The organism is Bradyrhizobium australiense (genome assembly GCF_013114825.1).
Classification (GTDB): Bacteria; Pseudomonadota; Alphaproteobacteria; order Rhizobiales; family Xanthobacteraceae; genus Bradyrhizobium; species Bradyrhizobium australiense.
On record NZ_JAAVLX010000001.1, the window covers coordinates 140,071 to 154,868 of the forward strand.

Annotated in this window: 8 protein-coding genes and 1 pseudogene; 3 read left to right on the top strand and 6 right to left on the bottom strand. The window is 61.3% G+C overall.

The window, feature by feature from the left end:
- Positions 1-6 precede the first annotated feature (6 nt).
- From HCN58_RS00585 to HCN58_RS37325, 3 genes and pseudogenes are all read right to left on the bottom strand, one after another.
- Complete coding sequence (locus HCN58_RS00585; protein WP_171577443.1) at positions 7-2,853, bottom strand: bifunctional transaldolase/phosoglucose isomerase; 2,847 nt, start codon at positions 2,851-2,853, stop codon at positions 7-9.
- A gap of 544 nt (positions 2,854-3,397) precedes the next feature.
- Positions 3,398-3,845 (bottom strand): annotated as a pseudogene (locus tag HCN58_RS37010) (DsrE family protein).
- A gap of 89 nt (positions 3,846-3,934) precedes the next feature.
- On the bottom strand, positions 3,935-4,072 hold the full coding sequence (locus HCN58_RS37325) for a hypothetical protein (protein ID WP_376701129.1): 138 nt from the start codon (positions 4,070-4,072) through the stop codon (positions 3,935-3,937).
- Positions 4,073-4,973: 901 nt separating this feature from the next.
- Here HCN58_RS37325 and HCN58_RS00600 point away from each other — a divergent pair.
- Genes HCN58_RS00600 through HCN58_RS00610 form a run of 3 tightly spaced genes read left to right on the top strand, consistent with a single transcriptional unit; the run spans position 4,974 to position 9,749 of the window.
- A complete protein-coding gene (locus tag HCN58_RS00600; RefSeq protein ID WP_171577444.1) occupies positions 4,974-6,917 on the top strand; it encodes a PrkA family serine protein kinase in 1,944 nt (647 codons plus the stop codon).
- A gap of 13 nt (positions 6,918-6,930) precedes the next feature.
- The gene (locus tag HCN58_RS00605) at positions 6,931-8,208 is read left to right on the top strand and encodes a YeaH/YhbH family protein (RefSeq protein ID WP_171577445.1); all 1,278 of its coding nucleotides are present in this window, start codon (positions 6,931-6,933) and stop codon (positions 8,206-8,208) included.
- Entirely contained in the window at positions 8,205-9,749 is a 1,545-nt protein-coding gene (locus HCN58_RS00610) for a SpoVR family protein (RefSeq protein ID WP_171577446.1), read from the top strand. The genes HCN58_RS00605 and HCN58_RS00610 overlap by 4 nt, the downstream gene beginning before the upstream one ends.
- A gap of 204 nt (positions 9,750-9,953) precedes the next feature.
- Here the strand turns inward: HCN58_RS00610 and HCN58_RS00615 are convergent, their stop codons facing one another.
- The 3 genes from HCN58_RS00615 to HCN58_RS00625 are packed head-to-tail and all read right to left on the bottom strand — an operon-like array spanning position 9,954 to position 14,625.
- A complete protein-coding gene (locus HCN58_RS00615) occupies positions 9,954-11,009 on the bottom strand; it encodes a 2-oxoacid:ferredoxin oxidoreductase subunit beta (protein WP_171577447.1) in 1,056 nt (351 codons plus the stop codon).
- Positions 11,006-12,856 (bottom strand): 2-oxoacid:acceptor oxidoreductase subunit alpha, encoded by a 1,851-nt coding sequence (locus HCN58_RS00620; protein ID WP_171577448.1) that lies wholly within the window; start codon positions 12,854-12,856, stop codon positions 11,006-11,008. The genes HCN58_RS00615 and HCN58_RS00620 overlap by 4 nt, the downstream gene beginning before the upstream one ends.
- Complete coding sequence (locus tag HCN58_RS00625) at positions 12,826-14,625, bottom strand: FAD-dependent oxidoreductase (RefSeq protein ID WP_171577449.1); 1,800 nt, start codon at positions 14,623-14,625, stop codon at positions 12,826-12,828. The genes HCN58_RS00620 and HCN58_RS00625 overlap by 31 nt, the downstream gene beginning before the upstream one ends.
- Positions 14,626-14,798: the final 173 nt, after the last annotated feature.

The following is a 14,798-nucleotide window of genomic DNA, read 5'->3' on the forward strand; positions in this document are numbered from 1 at the left end:
ACTTCCCTAGCTGAGCGCTTCTGCGATTGCGGCATCGAGCGCAGACAGCCCCGATCCGAGATCGCCCTTGAGATGGACGCGCAGCGCACGCCTGCCGCGTTCGGTGAGCACGTCGAAATCGCCACGCGCCTGCGCCGCCTTGATGATGCCGAAACTCGCCTTCTGTCCGGGTACCGGCAAGTCGTCCGCGTCGTCGGCCGTGATCTGCAGGAACACGCCGCTGTCGGGACCGCCTTTGTAGGCCTGCCCGGTCGAGTGCAGGAAGCGCGGGCCGAATTCGGCGCAGGTCGCCAGATGATGCGTGTCGCGCACCGCAAGCCGCATCTTTTGCAACGAGCCGATCGTGCCGGGATTGCGCGCGATATAGGCGAGCAGGGCGACATAGTCGCCGGTGTCGGAGCGTGAAAGATGCGCTTTGATCCAGGAGCCGAGCGTGCCGTCGGCGCCGGCCTTGCGCAACTCGGCCGCGTTGTGCTCGTCGGTGTAGAGATCAGCCTCGTCGGTCGAAATGACCGGCTCCTCCGCCGGCAGCGATCCGGTCTTCTCGAACGCACCCGTCAACTCGCGGGTCTTGATCTTGGCCGCTTCCACATCGGGCTGGTTGAACGGATTAATGCCGAGGATCGCACCCGCGACGGCGGTCGCCATCTCAAACCGAAAAAATTCCTGGCCGATATGGTCGATCGACTTCATGACGATGCGGACCACGGGATGCCCGGCCGCCTCGAGTGCCTTAAGCCTGTCGTCATGCGAGGCATCGTCCTCGCCTTCGGTCCGGATATCGATGAAGAAGCGGTCGTCGCCGTAAAGTAAGGGATCGCCCAGCGGCTCGCCGTCGATCGGGATCAGGCCCTTCCCCTCCTTGCCAGTGGATTCGGCGATCAGTTGTTCGGCCCAGGCGCCAAAATCGGCGACCTTCTCCGACGAGGCAATCGTCACCTTGTCGCGGCCTTCGAGGCCGGCGAGGCCCAGCGCCAGTCCTAGCTGCACGCCCGGATTTTCATGCGGCGGCACATCAGCGCCGCAGGAGCGCACCATCGCGAGCGCGTGCGTGACCAGACTGCGAACGTCGATGCCGGCGGCAGCCGCCGGCACCAGTCCGAACGGCGACAGCACGGAATAGCGTCCGCCGATCGTGGGATCGCCGTGAAATATCCGCGCAAAGCCCTGCTTGATCGCCATCTTCTCCAGCGACGATCCAGGATCGGTGACCGCGATGAAGCGATGGCCGGCCTTGTCCTTGCCGATCGTCTTGGAAATGCGATCGAAGAAATAATCCTTCATCACGTTCGGCTCGGTGGTGCCGCCGGATTTGCTGGAGACGATGAACAGCGTGTGGGCGAGATCGATGGTATCCTCCATCGCGCGCACCTGTGCGGGATCGGTCGAATCCAGCACATGCAGCTTCGGAAAGCCGGACTTCTTCGGGAACGTTTCCGCCAGCACTTCCGGCCCGAGGCTCGAGCCGCCCATGCCGAGCACGACCGCGTCACTGAAATTCTGCCCCTTCACGCGGCGGGCAAAATCCTCGTAGTCGGCGACGTTGGCGGCAGCCGCGCTGTTCAGCCAGCCCAACCACTTGTTCTCGTCGTCATCAGTCCAGACCGATTTGTCCTTCTGCCACAGCCTTCGGATTTTGGCCGACGCGCGCCACTCCTCGGCGCTCTTCTCGACAGCCTTGCGGATGCCATCGCCGAGCGCGAGTTGCTGCTGGTCGATGCCGCCGCCGAGCGAGGTCGCGCGCTTGTATGCGACCGCGCCATAGAGCTTGTCGGCAGAGTCCGCGAACAGCTTGACACCGTCCTTGACCAGCTCGGCCGTGATGGCGTCGAGCGAGACGCCGGATTTTTCGAGCTCTTCCAGCACGCGGCTCGCATCTTCTATATTCTCTTCGAGGCTGTCCCTCACCTTGCCATGGTCGCGGAACGCATCGAGCGTTGCCGGCGGCACGGTGTTGACGGTGTTGGGACCGATCAATTCCTCGACATACAGCACGTCGCTGTAGTCCTTGTTCTTGGTGCCGGTGGACGCCCACAACAGCCGCTGCGGCTTGGCGCCCTTGGCCGCAAGCTTCTCCCAGCGGTGCCCTGCGAACCGCCGCTTGTAGTCCTGGTAGGCGAGCTTGGCGTTGGCGATCGCGACCTTGCCCTTCAGCGCGCTCAGCCGCTCCTTTTCGCTCGGGTCATTGGCTTTCGCAATCTTCTCGTCGAGCTGCTTGTCCACCGCGGTATCGATGCGGCTGACGAAGAAAGAGGCGACGCTGGCGACGGATGCGGGATCGCCGCCCTTGGCGACGTATTTTTCCAGGCCGGCGATGTAGGCCTCCGCCACCTCGCGATAGACGTCTTGCGAGAACAACAGTGTAATGTTGATGCTGATGCCTTCGCCGATCAGGTGTTCGATCGCGGGCAGCCCTTCCGGTGTGGCCGGCACCTTCACCATCAAGTTCTGACGCTTGACGTCCTTCCAGAGCCGTTGGGCTTCCGCAATAGTCCCCTTGGTGTCCATCGCCAGATAGGGCGAGACCTCGAGGCTGACGAAACCGTCATTGCCGTTCAAACGGTCGTACACCGGGCGCAGCACATCGGCGGCGTTCTGGATGTCCTCGACGGCGAGCGCCTCGAACAGGGCGGCGACGGGGCGGTCGCCCGCTTTCAGGGCGCGGCTGATGGCGCCGTCATATTCGTCCGAACTGCCGATCGCTTTTTCGAAGATCGAGGGATTCGACGTCACGCCCTTGACGCCGTCGGTATCGATCAGCGCCTTGAGGTCGCCCTTATCGACGAAGCCGCGGGCGAGGAAGTCCAGCCAGATTGCCTGGCCATGATTTTCGAGTGCTTTGACGGGATTCATGGTGCCTGTTCTGTTCGATCGGTCGATTTTTGGGCTTCCGGCAGCTTTCGGGGGCAGGGCCGGAAAGTCAACATTTGGTTGGGTATGCACCGGATGGAAGGGGGCTGTCCGGGACAATAACGCCATTCGCTCCGGTTCGATCCCGGAAAATGGCTGCTCTTGCCCGCGGCGATACTGGCGGATCGGTCGAACCAGCCTTCGAAATGGCGACATCAACGGGCAGATGCACGAAGTCGTGAAGGAGGCGTCATGAGCCGTCCTTTCTCGCCCCCGGGACTGTCTCGCGATTTTGTGCGGCCTGATTGCCCTCGGCCCGACCACGGCAGAAGCGGCCGGTACATTTGCGGGTTCACGCGCAAAATATTCCGCAAGCCGTTGCAGGGGAACGCATCCCACATGTCGGCGTGCGAGCGGGCGCGCCGGCGTCGTCGCAACTGGATCAGAACACAAGAAGTATTCAGCGCGATGGAGCGGGCGAAAGTGCGGCGACCAAATTGTCCAAATGAGCGATTGACGTGAATTGTTCGCGTCAATCGGCGGCGTCTCAAGGCCTCAGGTAAGGATAGTCCTGCATTGCAGCTCGGCGATCCGCACCACGCCGCCACGATCGGCGGCAATAAAGCCCGGCAGCAAATCCTTCAGCGCGACGTTCTGCGACTTCATGGAGTTGCCACAGGCAGCGAGCTTACTCCCGGCCTTGGAGAATTGACCGACACGCCGGGAAAGGTCGGGATTGACGGAAGCCGAATGAAACGCGCGCAGCGCCTGGCCGTGTAATCACCAGCGCGATCGTGACATGGTCGGGACCCCGACCCCATCGAGATGATTCTGGATGTTGCCGAGCACGAAAATGACCTTGTCGAGATCGTTGAGGTGATAGACGACTTTCAAATTTGCCGAAGGTGCAGCTTCGGTAGTCGCGCCGGCGCGAGAGGCGGCAAAGGCTGCACCGAGCGCTGAATCGCGCCCCACAGGATATTGCGCCGGTGCATGGCATCCTCCCAGCTCGAAGAATGTGGCTTCTATTTGTGCCTGAGGGCCGCAAGTTCCTTGTGATCGGTCACCAGTTCGACGCATTCGTTCAAGTCCGCGCGATCGACACGAAAAATACTGTCGTCAGCGCCAGCAACCAGATCGTTGCTGGCATTGTCGCCGACTTGTTGCGCTCCCAGATCCTGAACCGCTCCAACCGGATCAGCGCGGATCTATCGTCCTTCATCGCCACTTCAATGCCGCCGCCTTCGCAATCGACGCCGCAGCGGAGACGAATTTCGCCGCCAGTGTTTTCGGCGACAATGTGATTGCAATAGCCGCTGGAATCGAAATTGCCCGCGCGGTGGCGCTATTTGAAGCCGAGGCGGAAGGAATAATTGACGGTCTTGTCTTTCCGGCGCGTCTTCGGCCGTCACCAAAAGCTTCATCGTGCTGACTTTCTGCTTCGGATGCTGCGCCAGATGGTTGGCGTCATAACGATGCACGAAGCAGGTATACGTCTTTTGGCTGAGCAGGCCGCCGAACATCCGCCCGCCGCATGCGGTGGCCCTGGCTTTGACGCCATCCTGGGCGTGACGGGCATTGGCTCCGACGGAGGCGACGGCGGCGACAGTGATATTTTATGGCAGACTCGGATTAAACGCGCGGCCCCTTACTTTAGTTGCAGGTGGGCCGGGATGCGTTCAACGCCAGATTCACGGAATGAACGGGTGTTAATCTCGGCCTTTGTGGCTGACCGGCCCTCCGGACATGACAAAAAAGGCCGCCATTCTCGCACGTTTGGGCCGCTCAGAATCCGGAATTCCTCCGCTTTGTCCTGTCAGATTTGCCAGTCCGCCGCCGATTCGAGCAGCGCAGTGCTCAGAATCCCTAAAAAACCCCTTGCCGTCTGCTCGGTACTAGCCCGGTGCTGAATGTTGCAGCACGGATACATCAGGAGTGAAATGGCACCGTATCATTACGAGGCTGAGGCCGGTAGCACGACTATTGCATTGCATTGTGAAGTCGCTCGCGTGTCCAATCGTCATATGTGCTGATGGTGATTCGCGAACGGAAGCTGTGACGCTCCGATACTGGAACCCTAGTGGTGCGTCCGGCATTTACAGGTGACCATGGAGAGACGGATCATGTACAACGATTCTCTGTTCAATGCTTTCGCCCGGTCCTTCGAAGCTAGAAGCCAGACCGATATGTCGATGGCGGAATATCTCGAGTCGTGTCGAAACGATCCGATGCGATATGCCAATGCGACCGAACGACTACTAGCTGCGATCGGCGAGCCTCAGATGATTGACACGGCCAAGGACCCTCGCCTTGGCCGCATCTTTTTGAATCGCACGATGCGGCTCTATCCGGCCTTCGCGGGCTTCTACGGCATGGAAGACACGATCGAGCGCATCGTCGGGTTCTTCCGCCACGCGGCCCAGGGCCTCGAAGAGCGCAAGCAGATACTCTATCTGCTCGGGCCAGTCGGCGGCGGAAAGTCGTCGCTTGCCGAGCGTCTCAAATCATTGATGGAAGTCCATCCCATCTACGTCTTGAAGGCCGGCGACGAACTTAGCCCCGTGTTCGAAAGCCCGCTCAGCCTGTTCGATCCGGATTCACTGGGTCCGATGCTCGAAGAGAAGTACGGCATTCCGCGCCGCCGCCTCAGCGGCTTGATGAGCCCGTGGTGCTACAAGCGCCTTGAATCCTTTGGCGGCGACATCTCGCAATTCCGCGTCGCCAAGATCCAGCCGTCGCGGTTGCGGCAGATCGCGATTGCAAAGACCGAGCCCGGAGATGAAAACAACCAGGACATCTCGTCACTGGTCGGCAAGGTCGACATCCGAAAGCTGGAGACCTTCGCCCAGAACGATCCCGACGCTTACAGCTATTCGGGCGGCCTCAATCGCGCCAACCAGGGCATTCTCGAATTCGTCGAGATGTTCAAGGCGCCGATCAAGATGCTGCATCCGTTGCTGACGGCGACGCAGGAGGGCAACTATATCGGGACTGAGAATATCGGTGCGATCCCCTTCACCGGCGTCATTCTCGCCCACTCCAACGAGGCCGAATGGCAAAGCTTCAAGGCCAACAAGAACAATGAGGCCTTCATCGACCGCATCTGCGTCATCAAGGTGCCGTACGTCCTGCGGGTTACAGAAGAACAGAAGATCTACGAGAAGCTGATCCAGAGCTCCGAACTTGCCACCGCACCGTGCGCTCCGGCCACGCTGGAAACGATGGCGCGCTTCTCGGTGATGTCGCGGTTGCGCAAGCACGAGAATTCGACCGTGTTCGCCAAGATGCGGATCTACGACGGTGAAAGCCTGAAGGAATCCGATCCGAAGGCGCGCAGCGTTCAGGAATACAGGGATGCTGCAGGCGTTGATGAAGGCATGGACGGCGTTTCGACCCGCTTCGCCTTCAAGGTTCTCGCCGCGACCTTCAACCATGACACCAACGAGGTCGGGGCCGACGCGGTCCACCTGATGTACACGCTGGAGCAGGCGATCCGGCGCGAGCAGCTTCCCGACGAAGTCGAGAAGCGTTACCTCGAGTTCATCAAGGCCGAACTGGCGCCGCGCTACGCCGAATTCATCGGGCATGAGATCCAGAAGGCCTACCTGGAATCCTATGCGGATTACGGCCAGAACCTCTTCGATCGTTACGTCGACTACGCCGATGCCTGGATCGAGGATCAGGACTTCAAGGATCCCGACACCGGACAACTGCTCGATCGCGACCTGCTCAATCAGGAGCTGACCAAGATCGAAAAGCCGGCCGGGATTGCCAATCCCAAGGACTTCCGCAACGAGGTCGTCAAGTTCTCGCTGCGGTCGCGCGCCCAGAACGGCGGCAAAAACCCGTCTTGGACCAGTTACGAGAAGATCCGGGAAGTGATAGAGAAGCGGATATTCTCCCAGGTCGAGGACCTGCTTCCCGTCATTTCATTCGGCTCCAAGAAGGACGGTGAGACCGAGAAGAAACACGGTGAGTTTGTCGCGCGCATGGTCGAGCGCGGCTATACCGAGCGGCAAGTCCGCAGACTGGTCGAGTGGTACATGCGCGTAAAACAGGCTGGCTGAGGCGGATGAAAAAGTGGCCATTCACATCGTCGACCGGCGCCTGAATCCGGGCAGCAAGAGTCTTGAGAATCGCCAGCGCTTTCTGCGCAGGGCCAAGGCGCTGGTCCAGGGGGCCGTTAAGAAATCGTCGCAGAGCCGGGACATCAAGGATGTCCTGGAAGGCGGCGAGGTCAGCGTCCCGATCGACGGCATGGACGAGCCGCGCTTTCGCCGCGAAGGCGGCACGCGCGACATGGTGCTGCCTGGAAACAAGAAGTTCGTCGAAGGCGATATCCTGCCGCGCCCGAACCAGAGCGGCGGCAAAGGAAGAGGCGCGGGCGAGGGCGACAGCGAAGATACGTTCCGCTTCGTTCTCAGTCGCGACGAGTTTGTCGACCTGTTCCTGGATGACCTGGAATTGCCTGATCTTGCCAAGCGAAAGCTGGCCGAGGTGGAGAGCGAAGGCATTCGCCGGGCGGGGTACACGACATCCGGATCGCCCGCCAACATCTCGGTGAGCCGAACGGTAAGCCGTGCCCTGGCGCGGCGCGTCGCGCTACGGCGGCCTCGGCCGGAGGTGCTGGAGACCCTCGAAGCGGAGCTTTTGAATTGCAGCGAGGAGCGTCGCGCCGAGCTCATGGCCGAGATCGAGGCCCTGAAGACCAAGATGCGCCGCATACCGTTCATCGACCCGATCGACATCCGCTACCGGCGTTTCGAGACGGTGCCGAAGCCCGTGGCGCAAGCCGTCATGTTCTGCCTGATGGACGTCTCCGGTTCAATGACCGAGCATATGAAGGATCTCGCCAAGCGCTTCTATATGCTGCTCTACGTCTTCCTGAAGCGGCGGTATCGCCACGTCGAGATCGTCTTCATCCGGCATACCGACCGGGCCGAAGAGGTCGACGAGCAGACATTCTTTTACGGGCCGGCTTCCGGCGGCACGCTGGTCTCGAGCGCGTTGCAGGCGATGCATGATATTGTACGGTCGCGGTTCAAGCCGGCGGACTGGAACATCTATGCCGCGCAGGCTTCCGACGGCGACAATTCCTACGCGGACGGCGAGGTTACGGGTCGGCTCCTAACCGACATGATCCTGCCGGTCACTCAGTTTTTTGCCTATCTGGAAGTTGGCCAGGAAAACGGCTTGTCCTACGACATGCCTAATTCGGCGCTGTGGACCCTTTACGAGGGCCTGCGCGCCAGCGGCGCGCCGCTGTCGATGCGCAAGGTCAACGAACGCAGCGAGATCTTCCCGGTGTTTCACGATCTCTTCCAGCGTCGTGGCCCGCAGGAAAGGACAGCATCATGACCGCGACCGACCAGTTGCTGTTTGAGGGCGCCGACTGGGACTTCCGGACGCTGCAGCGGATCTGCGACGCCTGCGAGCAGGTTGCGCGGGACGAATTGGGGCTCGACGTCTATCCCAATCAGATCGAGGTCATCACCGCCGAGCAGATGCTGGATGCCTATTCGTCGGTCGGCATGCCTCTGTTCTACAAGCATTGGTCGTTCGGCAAGCACTTTGCCTTTCAGGAGGCGTCCTATCGCAAGGGGCTGATGGGGCTGGCCTACGAGATCGTGATCAACTCGTCGCCATGCATTTCCTACCTGATGGAGGAAAACACCGCGACGATGCAGGCGCTCGTGATCGCGCATGCCGCCTTCGGTCACAATCACTTCTTCAAAAACAACTATCTGTTCAAGCAGTGGACCGACGCCGACGGCATTCTCGATTATCTCGAATTCGCCAAGCGCTACGTGGCGCACTGCGAGGAGCGCCATGGCCGGCAGGCGGTTGAGCATACGCTCGATGCCGCGCACGCCTTGATGTCGCACGGCATCGATCGCTATCCCGGCAAGAAGAGTCTCGACCTTCGCGCGGAAGAAAAGCGGGCGGGAAGGCGCCGTGCCCACGAGGAGAGCGCCTTCAACGATTTGTGGCGCACCGTTCCGACCGGTCCGGCCAAGAGCGGCGCGGTACTGGACGTCGAGCGCCGTCGACAGATGCTTGGTCTGCCGCAGGAAAACCTGCTGTATTTTCTCGAGAAGACGGCGCCGCGGCTGAAGCCCTGGCAACGCGAGATATTGCGGATCGTGCGGCACATCGCGCAGTATTTCTATCCGCAGAGTCAGACCAAGGTGATGAACGAGGGCACGGCGACGTACGTGCATTATCGCATCATTAGTCGGCTGCACGAGCAAGGGCGGCTGACGGACGGCAACTTCCTGGAATTCCTGCAGTCGCACACCAACGTCGTGTTCCAGCCCGAGTTCGACGATCCGCGCTATTCCGGCTTCAACCCGTATGCGCTGGGATTTGCGATGATGCAGGATATCGAGCGGATCGTTACCGATCCGGACGACGAGGATCGCGAGTGGTTCCCCGATATCGCCGGTAAGTGCGATGCGATGGGCGTGCTGCGCGACATCTGGGCCAATTATCGTGATGAGAGCTTCATCAGCCAGTTCATGAGCCCGCGGCTGATGCGGCACTTCCGCCTGTTCCACCTGCATGACGATCCGGAGGATCGCGCCGGTATTCTGGTCGACGCCATCCACAACGAGCGCGGCTACCGCCGGCTGCGGCGCGAATTGGCGCGGCAGTACGACGTCGGTTTCATCGATCCCAACATCGAAGTCGTCGATGTCGATCTTGCAGGCGATCGTCGCCTGATGTTGCGCCATACCGTGGTAAAGGGTGCCCAGCTCACGGAGGCCGACACCAAGCGCGTGCTGCAGCACCTTGCCGATCTCTGGAGCTACGACGTGTCGCTCGTCGAGGCCGATGCGTCCGGCACGGTCTTGAAGGAGTATGTCGCAAACCCGCGGAAGGTCGCCGCGGCAGCCTAGCTCGCTTTACTGCCTCGTGAGTCCCTCATGGTGAGGAGCGCCAACGGTCCGCGCGGCGCGGCCCGATGACAGTCTCCGCGCGTCTCCGGACGATGTTTCGCATCGCTCGGAGCCCATGAGGTCCCGCGTGTGGCCTGCATCCTTCGAGACGCCCGCTCTGCGGGCTCTCAGGATGAGGGGTTGAGCAGCTTTGACGCAGTAGAGCTACCGCAGGCTGGCGTTGATCTTTTCCAGCGCCGCCGAGCCGGGGCAAAGGTCCTTGGCTTCCAGCTTGTTGAGCGGCGTCTCGACGGTTTCGAGATGGGCATGCAGGTCTTCCGCGTCGGGATCGACATAGAGCAGCCCAGTGACGACCTGACCCTTGGCGGCATGTTTCTGCAGGAAGGTCATGGCCGCCAGCCGGTCGTTGGCGTCGTAATCGGCGTCGATCTTGCGCAGCGCGAGCCGCGTGCCGTCGTGTTGTTCCACCACTTGCACCGTGCCCGGCGCATATTCGACTGTGATCGGGTCGCGGCCGGTGAGCACGTCGAGACGGTTCACTGCGTCATTGTGCTCGCGGACGTAATCAAAACTCTTGGTCGAGCCGGCATGGTTGTTGAAGGCGATGCAGGGGCTGATGACGTCGATGAACGCCGCGCCCTTGTGCCGGATGGCGGCTGCGATCAGCGGCACGAGCTGGCTCTTGTCGCCGGAGAAGCTGCGCGCCACGAAGCTCGCGCCGAGCTGAAGGGCGATCGCCACCAGGTCGATGGCGTTGTCGGTGTTCATCACGCCCTTTTTCGACTTCGAGCCGCGATCGGCGGTCGCCGAGAACTGGCCCTTGGTCAGGCCGTAGACGCCGTTATTCTCGACGATATAGGTCATGTTGACCCCGCGCCGGATCGAATGCGCGAACTGGCCGAAGCCGATCGAGGCGCTATCGCCGTCGCCGGACACGCCGAGATAGATCAGATCGCGGTTGGCGAGGTTGGCGCCAGTCAGCACCGACGGCATGCGGCCATGCACCGAATTGAAACCGTGCGAATTGCCGAGGAAATAATCCGGGGTCTTCGACGAGCAGCCGATGCCGGAAATCTTGGCCACCCGGTGCGGCTCGATCGATAGTTCGTAGCAGGCCTCGATGATCGAGGCGGTGATCGAGTCGTGGCCGCAGCCGGCGCACAGGGTCGAGATCTTCCCCTCGTAATCGCGGTGGGTATAGCCGAGCTCGTTCTTCTTCAGGCCGGGATGATGGAACTTTGGCTTTGCAATGTAGGTCATGACACGGCCTTGCGGAGAGGGGTCACTTTCAGATGGTCCTGGTGATCGCCGATCGCGTTGGCGATGAAGCGCGCGGTGATCGGGGTGCCGTCATAGTGCAGGATCGGCACCAGCCGGACTGGATCGATGCCGTTCTCGTTGACGATCAACTGCCGCAACTGGGCGTCGCGGTTCTGCTCGACGACGTAAACGAAATCATGATCGGCGATGAAGCTCGCAACGCTGGAGTGGAACGGGAAGGCGCGGATGCGCAGGCGATCGAGCTGATGCCCGCGCGCCTCCAATAGTCCGATCGCCTCGTCCATCGCAGGCGAGGTCGAGCCGAAATAGATCACGCCATATTTGGTCGGCTTGGCGGCATTGGCCTGCAACGGCCGCGGCACCATGTCCTGCGCGGTCTCGAACTTGCGCACCAGCCGCTGCATGTTGTCGGCGTAGATGGCGCCTTCTTCCGAATAGCGCGCGTAACGGTCGCGCGAGGTGCCGCGGGTGAAGAACGAGCCCTTGATGGGGTGCGTGCCCGGATAGGTGCGGTAGGGAATGCCGTCGCCGTCGACATCGAGATAGCGGCCGAAGTCGCGGCCAGGCTCATCGAGCATCGCAGCGGTCATCACCTTGCCGCGGTCATACTGCCTCGCATCGTCCCATTTCAGCGGGCGGCACAGCCGGTGGTTCATGCCGATGTCGAGATCGAGCATCACGAAGATCGTCGTCTGCAGCCGCTCGGCGAGATCGAACGATTGCGCCGCGAATTCGAACGCTTCGGCCGGGTCTTCCGGGAACAGCAGGACGTGCTTGGTATCGCCATGCGAAGCGTAGGCGCAGGCGATGATGTCGCATTGTTGGGTGCGCGTCGGCATGCCGGTCGAGGGGCCGGCGCGCTGGATGTTCATGATCACGGCCGGAATTTCCGCGAAATAGGACAGGCCGATAAATTCGGTCATCAAGGAAATGCCGGGACCGGAGGTTGCGGTGAAGGCCCGCGCGCCGTTCCAGGAGGCGCCGATCACGATGCCGATGGACGCGAGCTCATCCTCGCCCTGCACAATCGCGTACTTCGCCTTGCCGGTCTCGGGGTCATGCCGCAGCTTCTTGCAGTGGCTCGTGAAGGCTTCCGCCACCGACGAGGACGGCGTGATCGGATACCAGGCGCAGACGGTGGCGCCCCCGTAGACCGCGCCAAGCGCCGCCGCGCTGTTGCCCTCCATGAAGATGCGGTCGCCGACCTTGTCGGACTTCTTCACCTGCAAACCGATCGGGCATTTCAGGTTCTGCAGCGCCCAGTCGCGGCCGAGATGCAGCGCGTGGACGTTCGACGACAACAGCTTTTCCTTGCCTTTGTACTGCTCCCCGATCAGTTGCTCGACCAGTTTCGGGTCGAGGTCAAGCAGCGCGCAGAGCGCGCCGAGATAGATGATGTTCTTGAAGAGCTGGCGCTGGCGCGGATCGGTATAGGTCGAGTTGGTGATCGCGGTCAGCGGCACGCCGATCACGGTGATGTCGCTGCGGAATTTCGACGACGGCATCGGCTTGGTGGAATCGTAGAACAAATAGCCGCCGGGCTCGATCGAAGCGACGTCCTTGTCCCAGGTCTGCGGGTTCATAGCCACCATCAAGTCGACGCCGCCGCGGGCGCCGAGATGGCCGGCTTCGGTCACCCGCACCTCGTACCAGGTCGGAAGTCCCTGGATGTTCGAGGGGAAGATGTTGCGCGGAGAAACCGGCACGCCGTGGCGCAGGATCGAGCGCGCGAACAGTTCGTTGGCGCTGGCCGAACCGGAGCCGTTGACGTTGGCGAAGCGGACGACGAAGTCGTTTACGCTGCTGATCGGGCTTTGGTCTGGCATGTTGATCCCGCGAGAGTCATGTCGATGAGATACTTTTGCATGTCCCAGGCGCCGGTGGGGCAACGCTCGGCGCACAGCCCGCAATGCAGGCAGACGTCCTCGTCCTTGACCATGACGCGGCCGGTCTTGAGACCCTCGGCGACATAGAGCGCCTGGTCGTGATGCGGCGACGGCGCTTTCAGCCGCTGCCGCAGGTCCTCTTCCTCGCCGTTCTCTGTGAACGTGATGCAGTCCATCGGGCAGATATCGACGCAAGCGTCGCATTCGATGCAGGCCGGCGCCGAGAACACCGTTTGCACGTCACAATTCAGGCAGCGCTGCGCCTCGCCAAGCGCGAGCTTGACGTCATAGCCGAGCTCGACCTCGGTCTTGATGTCTTTCAGCGCGATCACCTTGTCGCGATGCGGCACCTTGTAGCGCTTGTCGCCGGAGACGTCGTTGTCGTAGCTCCACTCATGGATGCCCATCTTCTGCGAGGAGACATGCACCTCGGGCAGCGGACGCTCGTTGATGTCTTCGCCCGAGAGCATCTTGTGGATCGACAGCGCCGCGTCGTGGCCGTGCGCCACCGCCCAGATGATGTTCTTCGGGCCGAAGGCGGCATCGCCCCCGAAGAACACTTTCGGATTGGTCGATGCAAAAGTCTTGGGATCGACCTGCGGCATGTTCCACTTGTCGAACTCGATCCCGCAGTCGCGCTCGATCCAGGGGAACGCGTTCTCCTGGCCGACGGCGACCAGCACGTCGTCGCAAGGGATGGTCTGGTCAGGCTCGCCCGAAGGCACCAGGTTACGTCGGCCCTTGGCATCGTATTCGGCCTTCACCTTCTGGAAGGTGACGCCGATGAGCTTGCCGTTCACATGTTTGAATGCGATCGGCACCATGTAGTTGAGGATCGGGATATCCTCGTGAAGGGCGTCTTCCTTTTCCCAAGGGCTTGCCTTCATCTCCTCGAAGCCGGAGCGCACGATCACTTTCACGTCCTCGCCGCCGAGCCGGCGCGCGGTGCGGCAGCAATCCATCGCGGTGTTGCCGCCGCCGAGCACGATCACGCGGCGGCCGATCTTCTCGACATGGCCGAACGAGACTGAAGCCAGCCATTCGATGCCGATATGGACGTTGGCGGTGGCTTCCTTGCGGCCGGGGAGATCGAGCTCGCGGCCGCGCGGTGCGCCGGAGCCGATGAAGATTGCGTCGTAGTTCTCGCCCAGCAGCTTCTTCAGGCTGTCGACGCGGTGGCCGCCCTTGAACTCGACGCCGAGGTTGAGGATGTAGCCGGTTTCCTCGTCGATGACCGTGTCAGGCAGGCGGAATTTTGGAATCTGGCTCCGCATCATACCGCCCGCCTTCGGATCGGAATCGAACACGGTGCAGTGATAGCCGAGCGGCGCGAGATCCCGCGCCACCGCAAGCGACGCCGGCCCGCCGCCGACCAGCGCGATGCGCTTGCCGTTCTTCGCGAGTGGCTTCGGCATGCGGTGCTTGACGTCGTCCTTGAAATCAGCGGCAACGCGCTTCAGGCGGCAGATCGCGACGGGAGTTTCCTCGACGCGGCCGCGCCGGCAGGCCGGCTCGCATGGACGATCGCAGGTGCGTCCCAGAATTCCGGGAAATACATTCGATTGCCAATTGATCATATAGGCGTCGCTATAACGCCCCTCGGCAATCAAACGGATATATTCGGGAACCGGTGTGTGTGCGGGGCAGGCCCATTGGCAATCAACCACTTTGTGAAAGTAGTCTGGCGCCGAGATATCAGTCGGTTTCATTCCTACCTTGTCCGCGCAAGCTTAGGGAACGCGGCCTTATTTTGCCTGCGAACGCTTAATGAGCGTTCTTGTGGTTTTTGAATTGGATCATAGGCTTATCTTATTAGAGCCATTCCAGACGCGGCACAAAGGCAATTTTGCGCGATCTCCAGCTTTCAATCGCATGGAGACGT